Here is a 17,965-nt window from a genome sequence, read left to right as displayed (position 1 = left end):
TGTGGAATTACAAGACAGTGAAGGCCGCATTCAATTGTATTTTAACCGCGACGTCCTATGTCCGGGGGAAGACAAAACTTTATACACTCAGGTTTTTAGAAAACTGACCGACCTAGGTGATTTTATCGGTGTAGAAGGCGAAATGTTTTTAACCAAAGTTGGCGAAAAATCAATTCGTGTTGACAAATTTACTTTCTTAAGCAAAACGTTACGCCCATTGCCATTACCCAAAGTAGATGACGACGGAAAAGTTCATGATGCCTTCAATGATGCGGAACTGCGTTACAGAATGCGTTATGTAGATTTAGTTGTAAATCCGCAGGTAAAAGAAGTGTTTATCAAAAGAACCAAATTGTTCTCGGCGATGCGTAACTTTTTTAACACAGCCGGTTATATGGAAGTGGAAACTCCGGTATTACAATCGATTGCCGGTGGTGCTGCTGCTCGCCCGTTTATTACACATCATAATAGTTTAGATATTCCTTTATACATGAGAATTGCCAACGAATTGTATCTGAAAAGATTAATCGTAGGTGGCTTTGATGGCGTGTATGAGTTCTCGAAAAACTTCAGAAACGAAGGTATGGACCGAACCCACAATCCGGAATTTACTGCCATGGAAATCTATGTAGCTTACAAAGATTACAATTGGATGATGGAATTCACCGAAAACTTATTAGAGCATTGTGCCAAAGAAGTAAACGGCACTACCGAAGCGACTTTTGGCGAACATAAAGTAAACTTCAAAGCACCTTATGCCAGAGTTACCATGACGGATGCTATCAAACAATTTACCGGTTTTGATATCTCAGGCAAAAGCGAAGCTGAGTTATTTGCAGCGGCCAAAAACATGGGAATTGAAGTAGATGAAACGATGGGGAAAGGCAAATTAATCGATGAAATTTTTGGAGCCAAATGTGAAGGCAACTTTATACAACCAACATTCATTACAGATTATCCAAAAGAAATGTCGCCACTTTGCAAAGAACACCGCGACAATCCTGAATTGACGGAGCGTTTCGAATTGATGGTTTGCGGCAAAGAAGTAGCCAATGCGTATTCGGAATTAAACGACCCTATTGATCAAAGAGAACGTTTTGAAGCGCAATTAAAACTAGCCGAACGTGGCGATGATGAAGCTACACAATTTATAGACAATGATTTCTTAAGAGCTTTAGAATATGGTATGCCGCCAACATCCGGTTTAGGAATTGGAATGGACCGATTGATCATGTTCTTAACCAATAATGCTTCCATTCAGGAAGTATTGTTCTTCCCGCAAATGCGTCCGGAGAAAAAACAACTCGATTTGACCGAAGATGAAAAATTAATCATTGGTTTGTTAAAAACAGAAAACAATCAGGCATTAGGGCAATTGAAAGAACAATCCCAATTGAGTGGCAAAAAATGGGATGCCGCCATGAAAGGCTTAGCCAAACACGGACTGACAAAAGTAATAGTGGACGGTGACACCAAAACAGTTGTTCTGAATTAATTTAAAATATAATTTTTTGTTAAAGATTAAACCATTTACAGCTAGCTTTGTCATATTGCAACATAAACTTAAAAAACAATAAAATGAAAAATGTATTTTTAGCCGCACTAATGTTGATTGGATTAACAACATGGGCACAAGAAAAAGCAACCGCTCCTAAATTCGCCACCCTATCTACTGAAGAAAAAGTAGATTTTCAAGTTAAAAAATTAACCAAAGACTTGGATTTAAATGAAAAACAAGCAGCTGATGTAAAAGTGCTTGTTACCAAAGAAGTAGAAAAAAGAGAAGCCAAAAGAGCTGATATGATGGCCAAGAAAGAAATGAATGCTCAAAAAAGAGAAGAAGCTAAAGCTAAAATGGAAAAAGAGCAAGACGCTGTTAGAACCGAAATGAAAAAAATCTTAACTCCGGAACAATTTACAAAATGGGAACAAATCCGTGACGAAAGAAAAGCAGAGATAAAAGAAAAAATGGCAGAAAGAAGAGAGAAAAAAGCCATGACAGCAGCACCGGAAGTTAAATAAAAAAATAAATTTTGAGTTTCGGTCAAAATAAATTAGTTTTGGGACTATTATTCCACTAAAAACAAAAACAATGAAAAAATTAATTGCTGCTTTAACTTTACTGTTAGCATTTACGATAAATGCAAATGCGCAAGACAAAAAAGTTTTATCCTCTGCTGAACAAGGCAAAAAAGAAGCTGCTGATTTAACAGCTTATCTTGGATTAAATGAAACTCAAAATGCTGATTTTGCTCGCCTTTTCGAACAAAAACACCAAACATTGGAAGAAGCATTGACACCAGAAAGAAAAAAAGAGTTAGCTAGAGTTATTGAAGCTAAAATAAGAGCTTCTCTAGATGCAGATCAAACCAATAAACTGGAAAAAAATCCGGAATTATTCAAAAGATTGATTAACTAATTCGTTTAGAATCAAAAATAAAAAAGTCCCTTCAACGAGGGACTTTTTTATTTTAAAGTGTTTGAGCCACTTTGTTTATGGCATTTATGGTAAAGTCCAGATCCTCATAAGTCAAGGCATCCGTGATAAACCAAGTTTCATAAGCCGAGGGTGCAATGTAAACCCCTTCATTTAACAATCCGTGGAAGAACTTTTTAAAAGTCTCATTATCGCCCTGCTTAGCCGTTTGAAAATCAACTACAGGAATAGCATCAAAATGAACCGAAATCATAGAGCCTACTCTATTAATCGTAAACACTATATTGTTATCTGATAATACTTTCTGTATGCCTTTGTGCAAATAAGCCGTCTTTTCTTCTAAGCGTTTGAAAATCTCTGAATCAGCATTCAATGTTTCCAACATCGCCAATCCCGCAGCCATCGCTAACGGATTTCCCGACAAAGTTCCTGCCTGATATACCGGCCCAAGTGGTGCCAGATAATTCATGATTTCATGGCGAGCCGCAAAAGCACCCACCGGTAAACCACCGCCAATTACTTTTCCAAAACAAACAATATCGGCTTTGACATTATACAGTTCCTGAACACCACCTCTAGCTAAGCGAAAACCTGTCATTACCTCATCAAAAATCAATAATGCATCATTGGCATCACAAACTTGACGCAAGGCTTGTAAAAAACCTTCTTTAGGCGGAACACAGCCCATATTTCCGGCAACCGGTTCAATGATGATGGCAGCAATTTCATTTTTATTGGCTTCGAATAATGCTTTTACATTTTCTAAATCATTATAATTGGCCAATAAGGTATCTTTCGCTGTTCCTTGTGTAACGCCCGGACTGTTTGGCGTTCCAAAAGTACTCGCACCACTTCCGGCTTGAATTAAAAACGAATCCGAATGGCCGTGATAACAACCGGCAAATTTTATAATCTTATCTCTTTTCGTAAATCCTCTGGCCAGGCGAATGGCACTCATACAAGCTTCGGTTCCTGAATTAACAAAACGAATTTTATCAATATTTGGCACCATTGCTATAGCTAACTGGGCAATCTTGGTTTCCAGTTCGGTTGGCATTCCAAAGGAAGTTCCGCTTTTAGCTCTGGCAATGACAGCATCCACCACTGGCGGAAAAGCATGCCCTAAAATCATAGGCCCCCAAGAATTAATATAATCGATGAATCGGTTTCCGTCTTCATCATACAGATATGCGCCTTGGGCACTTTTGGCAAAAATGGGCGTACCGCCTACACCTTTAAACGCTCTCACCGGGGAATTTACACCACCCGGAATTACTTTTTCAGCTTCAGCAAATAACTGACTGCTTCTTTGATATAACATAAGGTTACTGGAATTTTAAATTTAGAATAGATGAGAAATTATTTCACAATAATGCTTTGACCCAGCGATAAGCCATTGTCTACCAAATTGTTTTTCTTTTTTAATTCCTCAATCGAAATGTTGAATTTTTTAGAAAGCGAATACAAAGTATCGCCTTTGACAACCGTGTATTTTACTGTATCATCACTATACGCAATTTCCTTTTTGGTAATTGTGGCCGGAACAAAGTCTTTGCCCAACACTTCGGCATCATATTTATTCAATTGATAACGCTCAATCAAAGCAATAAGCTTATCCGGATATTTTGGATCAGTAGCATAACCGGCTGCTTTTAGTCCTTTGGCCCACTCTCTGTAATCATCTTTCCCTAATTGAAAAAGTGGTTCATATCTTGGCCTGCTGGTTAAGAAGAATGAATGGTCCCGGAAAGACTCGCTAGGATCTTGGTATTTTCTGAAGCATTCATTTTCTTCATCATCGGTATAGCTAATGCTAGGTCCTGTCCATTCTTTATGGCATTTGATTCCGAAATGATTATTGGCTTGTACACTCAATGGTCCAGTTCCGGCACCCGACTCTAATATGGCTTGTCCCAAGGTTACACTGGCCGGAATTCCGGTTTTTACCATATTGTCTTTGGCCACCGCTTTATATTTTTCAATATAGGCCAACACCATTTGAGTAGTTACTTTTACTCTGGTTGTGGCTTCTAAAACGACCATATCGCTTGAATTATTTTCAGCAGGAGTCGTTGAAGTGGGTGTTGTTTTTTGAGCTACTGCCTCAGGCTTTTTCACACCAGTGGCTCTGTATATTGGTTTTTTAGTTCTTTGAACTACTGGTTGTCCTACCTTTCTCGGGTCTGGCTTCGAAGTTCTGACTACGGCTTTATTGGAGCTACAGGAAGCTACAACAATCATGAGGAGCAATAAAATGAGTTTCTTAATCATTGATAAGTATTTCAGTTTGTTTTTTTTGTCGCAAAACTTGATTCATTCCGGCTATGCCTTGCAATCCGCCAGTATGAATCAGTAATATTTTGGAGTTCTCTGGAAACCAATTCTTTTCGATTAAATCAAAAACACCAAAAACCATTTTCCCGGTATAAATCGGATCTAACGGGATGTTGTATTGCTGATAAAACTTGTTTATAAAAAATATTAATTCGGCCGAAACCTTTCCATAACCACCAAAATGATAATCGGCAATTAATTTCCAATTGTCATTCTTAGCAAATTTACGAATATCTTCACTTAAAAAATCACCTTTCAAGGCCGGAAAACCCAAAACTTGTTGACCATTTTTTGAACAATTGATAATACCCGAAATTGTCCCTCCGGTTCCAACAGCACAGCAAATATAATCAAAGTCGGCATCATCGGAAGTCAGGATTTCTTCGCAACCTTTTATGGCCAAATCATTTGTTCCGCCTTCGGGCATCAGATAAAAATCACCGTATTTTTCGTTTAATTGTTCTAAAAAAGCATCGCTGTTTTTATGACGGTAAGCTTCTCTGGAAACAAAGTCAAAAACCATTCCAAATTCCTGCGCTTTTTGTAGTGTGGGATTTTCGGCCATCTTATCGTTCAACTCCTCACCTCTAATTATGCCAATAGTCTTAAAACCTTGCTCTTTTCCAGCGGCGGCTACTGCCAAAATATGATTGGAAAAAGCACCGCCGAAAGTCAGCAATGTATCTTTCTTTTCTTTTTGGGCCTGCGCCACATTGTATTTTAGTTTTCGGAATTTGTTGCCCGAAACATAGGGATGCAACTGATCCTCCCGCTTAATATAAAGCGCGATAGCGGAATTCTTTAAAGCAATTTTTTGATTAAAACTTTCCAAACAACTGTTTTGGCAAAGGTACAAAACGCTCCAGCCATACATAAAAAAAAGCGATTTAAAATCGCTTTCAGAAGTAATTATTATTTTGACGAGACTATGATTTTTTGAGTTTTCCTTTGATGGTCAGCAGTAGAAACTTCAACCAAATAAACTGCCTGGCTTAATCCGCTGGTAGAAAACTGATAACTCTCCTGTGCTCCTAATTGCTGTTTCTCAAACACTAATTTCCCATTCAAATCATACAGTTTTGCTGATTGTAGCTCCATTAAATTCGGATTAGAAACGGTCACCATTTGAGCGGCATTGTTCTGAACTATGACTAAATTGGAAATGCTGTTTGCAGTTGCAGTCAAATTCATTTCGAGAACTTTAAAGGTAAGCTCGAATCTGTGATTGTAAACCCCTGTTGGCAAAGTCACCTGATAAGTGTCGGTTTTAATGTTATGGTAGCTGCCATCCTGTGCATCATATAGATAAATCGGTTGATTATCGTCAAAATTTATAACGGTAGAAGCATCAAATTTGAAAGTCGCATTATCCGTTGATTTTACTCCTAGCGGTATTCTTTTATTAATATCAAATTTCACTCCTTGGATAACATATTTATCATTGTCTAAAACGAAGTAAACCTCATTGGGCAAATTGTCATCTACCGGACTTTTGGCATCAATACCTCTGTCAACACCATCTGTTGCCTGAGTGGCAAAAGCCAATGCCGTTTGTGTGGTATATTGATTATTTATAATTGTATTTAAGCGTATTTGTGAAATTGTTTCAACATTGGCACTTGGAAAAGCTGTCGAGGGATTGCCCTGAACCGGATTAGCCATCCGTTCAAATTGAGAAAAACTTCCTTCCTTATTATAAGCGCGGTGTGAATTCTTGAGTGTTAAGGTACCGTTGGTATTTCCTTTAACCATAAAACCTTGTCCTATTGGCGCATATTTTCTTTGTATGGACAATCCCGAAGAAGCTCCGGTTGTGTTTATTGTTCCATCAATATTATATGTATTATATGTAGCCGGAACATAAACGCCACTTGATCCAAGACTTACCGGAGAATACGTTCCGTAACCACCTTGATAACTTAATAAAATATGGGAGTTTACCGTTTTGTTTTGTTCCCAATAATAAGCAATTCCGGTGCAAGCTGAATTGGAAGCATCCAACAAAAAGGCATTAACATGAAGCGCTGACGGATAAGGGTTTCCGGTTAAAGTATAATTATTGGCTCCAACTGTAACCGTAATATTGCCATCGTTGGGTTTTCCTCTAAAGTCGTACCGTTGTGCACTTCCCGGATTGTTTACAGCAGTTTCGCCAACATTAGTAGCATCCGAACCACTAGTGCCTTTCATCGTAAATCCTTCGCCGGCTTTGATATTTGATGTGGCTCCCGATTGAAACCATTGCGAATAGGTTGATGAAGACAGAAATTTAAATATCCAGTAAGAGGCTATCGTCAAAGCGCCCGCGCTTGAAACTCCATTGTAACTGGTAGTCGTAATTGTAGCTGGTGTGCTCGCTGACAAAGTTGTTGGAATATTCAGCATCGTAATCCCAAAATCTTCATTACCTAAAGTCGCAGAAGCATTTCCGACTGGGGAGCACCAATAATTATAGGCAAAGTTATTGACAGTTCCTTCTTGAAAAACCGAAAGCTTGCCCGTACCTTTGTTGGTAGAGGATCCTGTAGTCCCTTGCAGCAATTGCCCTTCTTTTCTTAAATAAAAATTGCTATTGGCACCAGCAAGCTCCACTTCTCCGGTAACAAAAACCATCGTACCCTTGTCATACAGATAGCTATTATTACTGACATACAATTGAGCGTAAGAGTTCCAAGTAAAACAACCCAAAAAAAGTAAGACTAACTGCCTCATTTTGAAATAATTTTTATAAAAATAAAAAAAATATACTAGCATTGAAAAAATGAACTGATTATTCTACACATTACGCACAAAACTAAGAAATCGTCTCTGCTTTATATAATCAAGATTAGTTTCGTTCTCATAGGCTTCTCTTTCAAAAGAAATGGCCTTGTAAGCCACTGCCCTATTTCTATATTTTAAATACTTCCAAAGAAACTCCACCAAGTACCAGATAAAGAAGGGCAGTATCAACAATTCTAATTGCTGCCGAAGATGAATTCGTTCGTGATTCAACATAATTAAATCAGCTTTGCTTTCCTTGTTTTTCAGAAATACAAAGGGAAAAAAAGTAAAGCCCAGATAACCTTTTGGAATTAAATATTTCGAAACGATTAGAATCATTACTTATAAAGTATTTAAATTTGTGACCATGAATGACCAAAATAATGAAAATAAATTAATCGAAGGCGAAGATTATTATCTTTCCCCCGAAGGCTACAAAGTTTTCACCGAGAAATACCATTTAAAACGCGGCTATTGCTGTCGAAGTGGCTGTCGCCATTGTCCTTACGGATTTGACAAAAAAACCGGCACGCTCAAACCCAAGAAATAAAAAACAACTAACGGAACACATAATGACTTTTCAAGAACAAATTTTAGAAGGAATCCCAGCGGTTTTGCCAAACAGTAAACCTTACGAACCTTCCATAAATCACGCACCAAAACGCAAAGAAATATTATCCGAAGAAGAAAAAAAGCTAGCTTTAAAAAATGCGTTGCGCTACTTCGAACCGGAACAGCACACCACTTTACTTCCCGAATTCAAAGCCGAATTGGAAACGTATGGCCGTATCTATATGTACCGTCTTCGTCCCGATTATAAAATGTACGCCAGACCTATTTCGGAATATCCGGGAAAATGCGAGCAAGCCAAAGCCATCATGCTGATGATTCAAAACAACTTGGATTATGCCGTGGCACAGCATCCGCATGAATTAATCACTTATGGCGGTAACGGTGCGGTATTCCAAAACTGGGCACAATATCGTTTGACCATGAGTTATTTGGCCGAAATGACCGAAGAACAAACCCTAGTCATGTATTCCGGTCACCCCATGGGATTATTCCCTTCACAAAAAGAAGCACCGAGAGTGGTCGTTACAAACGGAATGGTCATTCCAAATTATTCCAAACCGGATGATTGGGAAAAAATGAATGCCTTGGGCGTTTCCCAATACGGACAAATGACTGCCGGAAGTTACATGTACATCGGCCCACAAGGTATTGTTCACGGCACAACGATTACGGTTTTAAACGGTTTCAGAAAAATAAAAAAATCACCAACAGGAGGTTTATTCGTGACTTCAGGTTTAGGCGGAATGAGCGGTGCTCAACCCAAAGCCGGAAACATTGCCGGCTGCGTAACGGTTTGCGCCGAAGTCAACCCAAAAATCACACACATTCGCCACTCTCAGGGTTGGATTAATGAAGTGATTGAAAACATTGAAGATTTAGTGCCAAGAGTTAAAAAAGCACTTGAAAACAAAGAAGTGGTTTCCATCGCCTATCTCGGAAATGCAGTAGATGTTTGGGAACGATTCGACCAGGAAAATCTGCACATCGATTTGGGTTCCGATCAAACTTCACTGCACAATCCTTGGGCAGGCGGGTATTATCCGACAGGATTTACTTTTGAAGAATCAAATGATTTGATGGCCAATAATCCTGAAAAATTCAAAGAAGAAGTGCAAAAAACCTTGCGTCGTCATGCGGCTGCCATCAATAAACACACCGCAAAAGGGACATACTTTTTCGATTACGGAAACGCTTTCCTATTAGAAGCTTCCCGTGCCGGGGCTGATGTGATGGCTCCAAACGGAATCGATTTCAGATATCCGAGCTATGTGCAGGACATTATGGGACCTATGTGTTTTGACTATGGTTTCGGGCCTTTCCGCTGGGTTTGTGCTTCCGGAAACCCGGAAGATTTAGCCAAAACAGATAAAATTGCCTGCGATGTTTTGGAAGAAATGATGAAAAATTCACCAGAAGAAATCCAACAACAAATGGCCGATAACATCCAATGGATCAAAGGCGCTCAGGAAAATAAATTGGTCGTAGGCTCTCAAGCCCGAATACTTTACGCCGATGCTGAAGGTAGAATCAAAATCGCCGAAGCGTTCAATCAGGCTATTGCGCGTGGCGAAATTGGCTACGTAGTTTTAGGTCGGGATCATCACGATGTTTCCGGAACGGATTCGCCTTACAGAGAAACCTCCAACATCTATGACGGTTCTCGTTTTACTGCCGATATGGCCATCCAAAATGTCATTGGTGATAGTTTCCGTGGCGCCACCTGGGTGTCCATTCACAACGGCGGCGGCGTGGGCTGGGGCGAAGTAATTAACGGCGGATTTGGTATGGTTATTGATGGTTCAAAAGAAGCGTCAAGACGCTTAGAATCAATGCTTTTTTGGGATGTAAACAACGGAATTTCAAGAAGAAGTTGGGCCCGAAATGAAGGTGCCATTTTTGCCATAAAAAGAGCCATGCAGACGCAACCTTTATTAAAAGTTACCATCCCTACTATAGTTGATGAGAATATGTTGTAACTTCTAAATTATAAGGCTATGAAAAAAGTCGTTTTTTTACCGTTATTAGTAGTATTTATCACTTCCTGCAGTGCTGTAAAAGTAAACTCGGATTATGATAAAAAAGTTGATTTTTCCCAATACAAAACCTTTGCCTTCCTAAAATCGGGCATCGACAAAGTGGAAATATCCGATTTAGATAAGAAAAGAATACTCCGGTCTATTGATGAAACCTTAACAGCTAAAGGATTCACCAAAAGCGAAACACCCGATTTGCTCATCAACATCTTCACCAAAGAAAGAGAGCAAGTTGACGTCAACCAATTCAATGCGGGCTGGGGTTATGGCTGGGGCTATGGTTGGAATCCCTATTTTTGGGGAGGCAATACTTCTGTCAATCGCTACACCGAAGGAACCCTGTACATCGATTTGATTGATGCCAAGAAAAAAGAATTAATCTGGCAAGGTGAAGGCGAAGGGGTTTTGACCAAAGACACCAACAAAAAAGACGAAAACATCAAAGAGTTTGTAACCAAAATTCTGGAGCAATATCCACCTCAAAAAAAGTAAATCGCATCTAAAAATAAAGGAGACCGTAACAGCAATGTTGCGGTTTTTTTATGATAATAATCACTTAATTTTGATTTAAGATTTGTAATTTTACCCACAACTACAGCACAAAAAATATGGAAACAGCATTTGAAAGCAACCCTTTGATTGACAGATTACCAAAGCATTTAAAGCAATTTATCAAGCCACAGGATTACGCTGATTACACTCCGATTAATCAAGCGGTTTGGCGTTATGTGATGCGCAAAAATGTTGATTATCTTTCCAAAGTGGCTCACGATTCCTATCTCGACGGTTTGAAAAAAACAGGTTTGGAAGTTGATAACATTCCGAATATGTATGGCATGAACCGCATACTAAAAGAGATTGGCTGGGCGGCTGTTGCTGTTGATGGCTTTATTCCACCCAATGCTTTTATGGAATTTCAGGCTTACAATGTCTTAGTAATTGCTTCCGATATTCGTCAGTTAGAACATATTGAATACACGCCTGCTCCCGATATCATTCACGAAGGTGCCGGCCACGCTCCTATTATTGCCAATCCGGAATATGCAGAATATTTGCGTCGTTTTGGTGAAATTGGCTGCAAAGCCATTTCCTCTTCCCGCGATTATGAAATGTATGAAGCCATCCGTTTGCTTTCGATTTTGAAAGAAGCCGAAGGAACGCCTGCCGAAGAAATCAAAAAAGCCGAAGATCAAGTCGATTTTCTGCAAAACAATATGGGTGAACTTTCCGAAATGTCCCGAATCCGAAACCTGCATTGGTGGACTGTGGAATATGGTTTAATCGGAACGGTTGACAATCCTAAAATATATGGTGCCGGACTGCTTTCTTCCATTGGAGAAAGTGCTTGGTGTATGACCGATAACGTTAAGAAAATCCCTTATGACATTTCGGCTGCTGATCAAAGTTTTGACATCACAAAACCGCAACCTCAGCTTTTTGTAACGCCTGATTTTGCGCATTTAAGTTTGGTTCTTGAAGAGTTTGCCAATACAATGGCTTTGCGTACCGGCGGTTTGTCAGGCATTAAAAAACTGATTTATTCCAAAGCTTTGGGAACGATTGAATTAAGCACCGGAATTCAGATTTCGGGTTTGTTTACGAATGTGATTGAACACGAAGGCAAACCAGTTTACGTTCAAACTACCGGGAAAACAGCGCTATCCTATCGCGAAAAAGAACTAGTTGGTCACGGAACACAACACCATGCCGAAGGTTTTGGTTCACCTATTGGAAAACTGAAAGGAATCAACTTGGCTATAGAAGACATGAGTCCACGTGATTTGAGGGCTTACGACATCTACGAAGCGGAAAAAGTAACTTTAGAATTTGAAGGAAACATTACAGTAACCGGTGAAATCATCACAGGTTCCCGAAATCTTCAAGGCGAAATCATCATCATCAGTTTTAAAAATTGTACCGTAACACACAACGATACCATTTTATTCCAACCGGAATGGGGCATTTATGATATGGCTGTGGGCAAAAAAGTAATTTCAGCCTTTTCAGGCCCAGCCGATGTGAACAGTTTTGATATGATTAATCATGTGCCGTCAAGCCACACTATTAAAGCTAAAAAATCGTCTGAACGCGAAGAATTAGAAGGATTGTACAGCAACATCCGAAACATTCGCGAAGGGGAAACAGCTGTTTTATCTATCGAAAAAACCTTTGCCATTTTAAAGGAAAAACACGCTAAAGACTGGTTGTTATCCGTTGAAATCGCAGAGCTTTTAGACAAAAATAACGATACCGAAACGTTGAACCAAGTACTGACACATCTGGAAAAAGTAAAACAACATCGTCCCGAAGTGGCTCATTTAATTTCCGGCGGATTGGAATTGTTTTTGGATAAAGTGGCATTTTAACCATCAAATCAAATTGTTGTTTTTCGCTTTTTGAATGGCTTCCAGTTTGTTATGCACCTGAAGTTTGGTGTAAATGTTTTCAATATGTTTTCTGACTGTTGATGGTGATAAGAAAAGATTGTCAGCAATGATATTATAATTCAATCCTTTGCTCAATTGCTCCAGAACTTCCACTTCGCGTGTCGTTAGCTTGATTTCGTCATCACATTTTTGTTCAAAATCGACAGGATTCCTTAACAATTTCAATGTTTTTAAAGCGATGGAAGGATTCATGGCTGCACCGCCATTGAGTGTTTCTAAAATACCCTGATGCAATTCTTTGGGATTAACTTCTTTGAGCAAATACCCATCGGCTCCGGCTTTTATGGCGTTGAATATATTTTCATCATTATCAAAAACCGTCAACATGATAATTTTGATTTGCGGATATTTGGTTTTGACAATTTTGGTAGCTTCAATTCCGTTGCATTCGGGCATTTCAATATCCATCAAAATCAAATCGATATTCTTATTTTTCTCTAATTTTTGTTGCAAATCATTACCGTCAGTGGCCGTAAATTTCAATACTAAATCCTCAAAAAAGGAAAGCTTTTCGGCTACTGCTTTTTGCAAAAAAACATTATCATCCACTATGGCTATTCTTACTGACATACTTTTTATGGCTTTTTAAAACGCAATACAATGGTGGTCCCCGATTGCTTTTGTGAAGTTACTGAAATTTCTCCGTTGATTTCTTTAGCACGCTTTTTCAAGTTATTCATTCCGTTACCCGATACCGTTTCGGCTTCCTCAAACCCTTTACCGTTGTCTTTAATTGCTATTTGATACGTGCTTTTTTCTTTAATCACATTAATGTCAATCTTACTGGCATTGGCGTGTTTCATGGTGTTGTTTATGGCTTCCTGAATGATTCTGTACACATTCATCCCTTCAACCGAACTAAAAACAACTTCTTTAAAATCACCATCGCAAACAAACTGAAAAGTGATGCCTTGCGACGCTATTTTAGCATTTTCTATAAAATTCGAAATTCGCGCTTTTAAATCTTCGAAAGTAATTTCGTCTTTGTTCATCGCCCAAATGGTGTCGCGCAACTCATAAATGGTTTCTTTGGTAAAACCACTAATCGAAGCCAGTTTGGCATCGAGTTTGGCATCGGTGATGGCGAAACCATATTTCAAATTATCCAGCGAAGAGATAATAAACGTCAGTTGTGCACCAATGTTATCGTGTAAATCTCTTGAGATTCTCAGGCGCTGTTCCTGTAGTTTGTTTTGAGTTTCAATTTTGAGCAAAGCATCTTTCAACTCGTTGTCTTTTTGCAATTGAACGGTTTTCAGTTTTTGCTTGGTATACAAAATAAACCCAATCAGAATCGAGAAAATGGCTAGCGCAAATCCGCCCAAAATCCAGCTGTTTTTCTCCGCAATTTTGGCTCGTTGCAACAGAATTTCTTTCTCTTTTTGTTCTGTTTGATATTCGGTATCGAGTTCGGCCTGCTTGGTCCGGATATCCGTATTCATGATGCTGTCTTTGCTCAGCACATGGTTTTTAAAGTTGAATAAGGCGTTTTTATAGTCGTTGTTGTTCTCGTAAACTTCAGACAATCCTTTGTAGTTGTCTTCTAACAAGGACGGATAATCATTTTTTTTGCTCCAAATAATAGCTTTATTAAAATAGGCAATCGCTTCTTTAGTGTTTCCAATTTCTTTATAATAATACCCGTAAAAATTCAGGTTTTCGGCTATACCAAAAACATCATTACTCTTCACCCGAATCTGATAGGCGTAATCAAAAAGTTGCTTGGCTTCTGCCGGTTTCTTTTGCATCAATTTGACAAAGGCAATTTTATTGGCACTGTAAGGAATGCCTATTTGGTCTTTTCTTTTTTCCTTTAACGTCATGGCTTTTTTATAGAAAAACAGCGCGCTGTCTAATTCATTTTGCATTTCCTTCAATACGCCATAATTATCATAGATAGAAGTTAATATCCCTTCATCCGGAATGGATTCTGCCATTTGCATGCCTTTTTGCATATTGTACAATGCCATTTTCATATCGCGCTTTTTGAGCTGATACCCATACTCCCCATAAGCTGCCGCCAATTTTTTATTCAGATTCAACTTGTCGTACCAGCGAATCGCATGGAGCATACAGCTGGTGTTTTTATCGTATTTCCCTTGAAAGTAATAAACCAAACCTAAATTGGCATAGGAGTCGGCAATGCCTTGTGGATATTTTAATTTTTGGGCGGTAATCAGGTTTTGCGTAAACCATTTAACCGATTGGGAAGTATTGGCAATTTTTACATCATACGGAATCGCATTAATAGAATCTATTTGGCTTTTGGAAATTGTTTTTTGGGCTAATGCCGAAAGCCTTCCAAAGAATAGAAGTATAAAAAGGAATACTATTTTGACAGCTCTCAAACCCACTTAAAACCAATTATTTAATAAATTTAACAATTTCGGCCGATAAAAAAAGTCCTTTCCAAACAGAATTGATCTTGTTTACCAAAACCATTGTTTGAAAAGGACAACAATAAAAACAACCTGTTTTTAACTTTAACTACTTTTGTGTGTTGCTTCTACAAATGTGCTGTCTTAAAAGCAAAAAAAAAATACGACAGATGCCGTATTTCATTCTTTAGCGCAAGCTGAATTTATGCCTTGTGACTGTTCAAAATAATGGTAATGGTAGTGCCAACATTGGGAACGGAATGAATATCCAAAGTGCCGTTGACATCGGCTATTCTTTTTTTCATATTGGCCATGCCGTTTCCCAACTCAACTTCTTCACAATCAAAACCTTTGCCGTTATCCTCGACAGTAATCGAAATTTTAGCATCAAGCGGTTGTATCTTAATGGCAATTTGGGAAGCTTCGGCATATTTGATACTGTTGTTTATGGCTTCCTGCAAAGTTCTGTAGATGTTCATCCCTTCCAAAGAAGTGAATGTAGTGCTTCTCAGTGTTTCATCTATTTCAAAATTAAACTGAATCTCTTCTTTGGCTTCTTGTGCTTTATCAATAAAATTGTGTATTCGGGCTTGCAAATCCTCAAACGAAATTTCGCTTTTATTCATCGCCCAAATGGTGTCGCGGAGCTCAATAATGGTAGCTTTAGCAAACGAACTGATAGTGGATAATTTAGTGTCGAGCTTGGCATTTTGCAAATCAAAAGCGTATTTAATATTATCCACCGAAGAAATAATAAACGTCAATTGGGAACCGATGTTGTCGTGCAAATCTCTCGAAATTTGCAATCGTTGCTCCTGCAATTTGTTTTGCGTTTCAATTTTGGCAATCGCCGATTTGAGTTCAAACTCTTGCTTCTGCTGGGTGTTTTTTAGTTTTTGTTGGCGGTAGATTAAATAAATGATAGACAACAACGCCAATGAAATCAGTCCTAAAATGAGGAATTGCGTATTCTTTTTATCCAATTCCAATTCTCGCTCTCTGATTTCCGCTTTGGATTTCAGGAGTTGCTTTTCCTTTTTTTCGGTTTCGTATTTGGTTTCTAATTCGGCAAAAGTAGCCTCCCGGTCTTTCTTAAAAATAGAATCCCTAAGCTTTAAGTATTCTTCCTGAAACGCTAAAGCCTTAGCAACATTATTCCTTTTTTTATTAAACAAATACCGTGCATAGTAGTAATCCCTCAGCTTTTCAACGCTCTCACTTCGGCTGGCATAAAAATAAGAAGTATCAAACAACACCTCAGCTTTGTCATACTCCTTCAATTCATAAGCTATCGTGGCCAGGTTGTTGTAATTGGTAGCATTTTCATAATAATAAAAAGCATTTTTAGCTCCGTTACTATTGGCTTTGGAGATTTTTACCGCGCGAGTAATCCACTTTTCGGAGGCTTTGAATTTTTTAAGTTTTAAAAGCGTGTTGCCAATATTATTATAGGTATTGGCAATCTTGAGCGTATCGGCTCCTTTGATGTATTTAAAGACTTTGAAATGATAATACAAAGCACTGTCCGGTTTCTTCCAATCGTCAAAATTAATGGCGATGGCATTCAGAGCTCCGGCCACATCAAATTGCGTTGCTTTTTTATTGGAAAGCGCTTTAGCCAAAGCTATTTTGCCATAAGCAACGCCTTTTTTATACTCTTCAAAATCGTGATACGCTATAGAAGCCGATTGCGGAAAAGCCTGCATCCAATAGTTATTTTTCTCCCGTTCCGCTACCTTCATTCCGGTAAAATAACCTTCGATGGCTTTCTCGTATTTCCCTTGTTTGAGATACGTTTTCCCCATGTTGGACAGCACATACATATACTTGTTGTACTCTTTTATATCGAGAAACATTTTTGCCGCGATTTTGCCATAGTAAATAGAACTGTCCTGGCTATTATAATCGGTACAGCGGGCATTTTTGCAGAAATAATATTCGGCCAAATCCGCTTTGGTTTTGATGCTTTTTTTGGCTTTCTTAAAATAATAATCGGAAGAATCTTTAGACATAAATGCCTTAACCAATGTCTTTTGAACATCCTGCGAATACCCAAAAACAAAGCAAAAAAGAGTGCAGTATAAGTAGCGTAATGTTCTTCTCATCTAAAGGATTTATAGTATAAATATATTAAAAACATTTAATGTATTTATTTTCCTGACTGCAACTCTTCAAATAATTGGTAATTTAAATCGAATATGTCTTTGTTCAAAGTAGCATTAATCTGTTGGAGTTTTTGCTTTAATTCTTCGGTTAATTGCAATTGATTGTTTTGAACCCTGTTTTCCTGATTAATATGTATAAAGAAATCTTCTAAAACTTTAATTTTAGTTTGAAACTTCACTCTATCGGTTTGGATTTTGTCCAACAAATAGATGATAATAATTAAAAAGAAAACCGCTAAAAGGACTAAGATGTACACCATTATAAAAGTTCAAAACAATCAATAAAAAAATTAATTATGGACAATGGCACTGATATTCAAAGTACCGTCTGTAATGTTTTTAGTTACACTCGTATTGTCCCCAACAAAATTGAAGGTAGCCACGATCTTGTTATTGATCGTATCACAAGTGGTAACAGTAATAGTTCCTGATGTGGAATTAAAGTAATCCGCCGGATAATTCAATCCGTTGTTAGTCATGTAAGTCAACCAGGAATGTGTCATGTCCATAGTTTGATTGGCCGTAAAGCTTCCTGTTTTGGGCGGAAAATGGAATTCCAAAATCTGGTTGGTTCCTTGAAATGCAAAAACATCAATATACCTTCCACCGGCTACACTATTGGTATACAATGTGGCTTCCATAGTTGAAGCGGTAACGGCTGTTCCGTCAGCTTTAAAAGTGAGTCCGGCCGGAGGTGTTGTACCTCCACTACTGCTGTCACTACTACAAGCGACAAACAAGGTAACTGAAAGGAGAGTTAGGGCAAATCCGAATGATTTAATTGTTTTCATGATTATTTGTTCTTTTAAGTTATGACACAAAATTGCTTCGAAAA

Annotated in this window: 16 protein-coding genes; 7 read left to right on the top strand and 9 right to left on the bottom strand. The window is 38.4% G+C overall.

Annotation, left to right across the window (positions count from 1 at the left end; genetic code table 11):
• The 3 genes from lysS to V7D82_RS09150 all read left to right on the top strand — a co-directional run.
• Window positions 1-1,495: lysine--tRNA ligase (gene lysS, locus V7D82_RS09160; RefSeq protein ID WP_333600679.1), on the top strand; the 1,495-nt coding region annotated here is incomplete at its 5' end.
• A gap of 83 nt (window positions 1,496-1,578) precedes the next feature.
• Entirely contained in the window at window positions 1,579-2,022 is a 444-nt protein-coding gene (locus V7D82_RS09155) for a hypothetical protein (protein WP_333600678.1), read from the top strand.
• Between the two features lie 70 nt (window positions 2,023-2,092).
• Entirely contained in the window at window positions 2,093-2,419 is a 327-nt protein-coding gene (locus V7D82_RS09150; RefSeq protein WP_333600677.1) for a hypothetical protein, read from the top strand.
• Window positions 2,420-2,471: 52 nt separating this feature from the next.
• Here V7D82_RS09150 and hemL read toward each other — a convergent pair whose 3' ends face one another.
• The 4 genes from hemL to V7D82_RS09130 all read right to left on the bottom strand — a co-directional run bounded on the left by hemL (window position 2,472) and on the right by V7D82_RS09130 (window position 7,483).
• The gene (hemL, locus tag V7D82_RS09145) at window positions 2,472-3,758 is read right to left on the bottom strand and encodes a glutamate-1-semialdehyde 2,1-aminomutase (protein WP_333600676.1); all 1,287 of its coding nucleotides are present in this window, start codon (window positions 3,756-3,758) and stop codon (window positions 2,472-2,474) included.
• 38 nt (window positions 3,759-3,796) lie between these two features.
• Entirely contained in the window at window positions 3,797-4,708 is a 912-nt protein-coding gene (locus V7D82_RS09140) for a glucosaminidase domain-containing protein (protein WP_333600675.1), read from the bottom strand.
• A complete protein-coding gene (locus V7D82_RS09135) occupies window positions 4,701-5,603 on the bottom strand; it encodes a 1-aminocyclopropane-1-carboxylate deaminase/D-cysteine desulfhydrase (RefSeq protein ID WP_442902386.1) in 903 nt (300 codons plus the stop codon). Before V7D82_RS09135 ends, V7D82_RS09140 begins: the two co-directional genes overlap by 8 nt.
• An 80-nt stretch (window positions 5,604-5,683) precedes the next feature.
• The gene (locus V7D82_RS09130; protein WP_333600673.1) at window positions 5,684-7,483 is read right to left on the bottom strand and encodes a T9SS type A sorting domain-containing protein; all 1,800 of its coding nucleotides are present in this window, start codon (window positions 7,481-7,483) and stop codon (window positions 5,684-5,686) included.
• Between the two features lie 418 nt (window positions 7,484-7,901).
• On the opposite strand from V7D82_RS09130, the gene V7D82_RS09125 reads away from it, so the two are divergent.
• From V7D82_RS09125 to V7D82_RS09110, 4 genes are all read left to right on the top strand, one after another.
• Window positions 7,902-8,084 (top strand): DUF5522 domain-containing protein, encoded by a 183-nt coding sequence (locus tag V7D82_RS09125; protein WP_333600672.1) that lies wholly within the window; start codon window positions 7,902-7,904, stop codon window positions 8,082-8,084.
• A 22-nt stretch (window positions 8,085-8,106) separates the two neighbouring features.
• A complete protein-coding gene (locus V7D82_RS09120; RefSeq protein WP_333600671.1) occupies window positions 8,107-10,083 on the top strand; it encodes a urocanate hydratase in 1,977 nt (658 codons plus the stop codon).
• A gap of 18 nt (window positions 10,084-10,101) precedes the next feature.
• Window positions 10,102-10,632, top strand: a complete 531-nt coding sequence (locus V7D82_RS09115) for a DUF4136 domain-containing protein (RefSeq protein WP_333600670.1) — start codon at window positions 10,102-10,104, stop codon at window positions 10,630-10,632.
• Window positions 10,633-10,748: 116 nt separating this feature from the next.
• Window positions 10,749-12,506 (top strand): aromatic amino acid hydroxylase, encoded by a 1,758-nt coding sequence (locus V7D82_RS09110; protein WP_333600669.1) that lies wholly within the window; start codon window positions 10,749-10,751, stop codon window positions 12,504-12,506.
• A gap of 3 nt (window positions 12,507-12,509) precedes the next feature.
• Here the strand turns inward: V7D82_RS09110 and V7D82_RS09105 are convergent, their stop codons facing one another.
• The 5 genes from V7D82_RS09105 to V7D82_RS09085 form a co-directional block, all read right to left on the bottom strand.
• Complete coding sequence (locus tag V7D82_RS09105) at window positions 12,510-13,157, bottom strand: response regulator transcription factor (RefSeq protein ID WP_333600668.1); 648 nt, start codon at window positions 13,155-13,157, stop codon at window positions 12,510-12,512.
• Between the two features lie 5 nt (window positions 13,158-13,162).
• Window positions 13,163-14,935, bottom strand: a complete 1,773-nt coding sequence (locus V7D82_RS09100) for a tetratricopeptide repeat-containing sensor histidine kinase (protein ID WP_333600667.1) — start codon at window positions 14,933-14,935, stop codon at window positions 13,163-13,165.
• 233 nt (window positions 14,936-15,168) lie between these two features.
• Window positions 15,169-17,070 (bottom strand): tetratricopeptide repeat-containing sensor histidine kinase, encoded by a 1,902-nt coding sequence (locus V7D82_RS09095; protein WP_333600666.1) that lies wholly within the window; start codon window positions 17,068-17,070, stop codon window positions 15,169-15,171.
• Between the two features lie 44 nt (window positions 17,071-17,114).
• Complete coding sequence (locus tag V7D82_RS09090) at window positions 17,115-17,390, bottom strand: hypothetical protein (RefSeq protein ID WP_333600665.1); 276 nt, start codon at window positions 17,388-17,390, stop codon at window positions 17,115-17,117.
• Between the two features lie 30 nt (window positions 17,391-17,420).
• The gene (locus V7D82_RS09085; protein ID WP_333600664.1) at window positions 17,421-17,921 is read right to left on the bottom strand and encodes a hypothetical protein; all 501 of its coding nucleotides are present in this window, start codon (window positions 17,919-17,921) and stop codon (window positions 17,421-17,423) included.
• Window positions 17,922-17,965: the final 44 nt, after the last annotated feature.

The sequence above is a fragment of the Flavobacterium sp. genome, from assembly GCF_036741995.1.
In the GTDB taxonomy this organism is placed as follows: Bacteria; Bacteroidota; Bacteroidia; order Flavobacteriales; family Flavobacteriaceae; genus Flavobacterium.
Note: the sequence above shows the minus strand (reverse complement) of the source record. Positions and strands in the feature narration are given on the sequence as shown.

Coding starts and splice junctions, on each gene's coding strand:
- V7D82_RS09155 (WP_333600678.1), top strand. CDS start 1,579: ATGAAAAATGTATTTTTAGCCGCACTAATGTTGATTGGATTAACAACA.
- V7D82_RS09150 (WP_333600677.1), top strand. CDS start 2,093: ATGAAAAAATTAATTGCTGCTTTAACTTTACTGTTAGCATTTACGATA.
- hemL (WP_333600676.1), bottom strand. CDS start 3,758: ATGTTATATCAAAGAAGCAGTCAGTTATTTGCTGAAGCTGAAAAAGTA.
- V7D82_RS09140 (WP_333600675.1), bottom strand. CDS start 4,708: ATGATTAAGAAACTCATTTTATTGCTCCTCATGATTGTTGTAGCTTCC.
- V7D82_RS09130 (WP_333600673.1), bottom strand. CDS start 7,483: ATGAGGCAGTTAGTCTTACTTTTTTTGGGTTGTTTTACTTGGAACTCT.
- V7D82_RS09125 (WP_333600672.1), top strand. CDS start 7,902: ATGAATGACCAAAATAATGAAAATAAATTAATCGAAGGCGAAGATTAT.
- V7D82_RS09120 (WP_333600671.1), top strand. CDS start 8,107: ATGACTTTTCAAGAACAAATTTTAGAAGGAATCCCAGCGGTTTTGCCA.
- V7D82_RS09115 (WP_333600670.1), top strand. CDS start 10,102: ATGAAAAAAGTCGTTTTTTTACCGTTATTAGTAGTATTTATCACTTCC.
- V7D82_RS09110 (WP_333600669.1), top strand. CDS start 10,749: ATGGAAACAGCATTTGAAAGCAACCCTTTGATTGACAGATTACCAAAG.
- V7D82_RS09105 (WP_333600668.1), bottom strand. CDS start 13,157: ATGTCAGTAAGAATAGCCATAGTGGATGATAATGTTTTTTTGCAAAAA.
- V7D82_RS09095 (WP_333600666.1), bottom strand. CDS start 17,070: ATGAGAAGAACATTACGCTACTTATACTGCACTCTTTTTTGCTTTGTT.
- V7D82_RS09090 (WP_333600665.1), bottom strand. CDS start 17,390: ATGGTGTACATCTTAGTCCTTTTAGCGGTTTTCTTTTTAATTATTATC.
- V7D82_RS09085 (WP_333600664.1), bottom strand. CDS start 17,921: ATGAAAACAATTAAATCATTCGGATTTGCCCTAACTCTCCTTTCAGTT.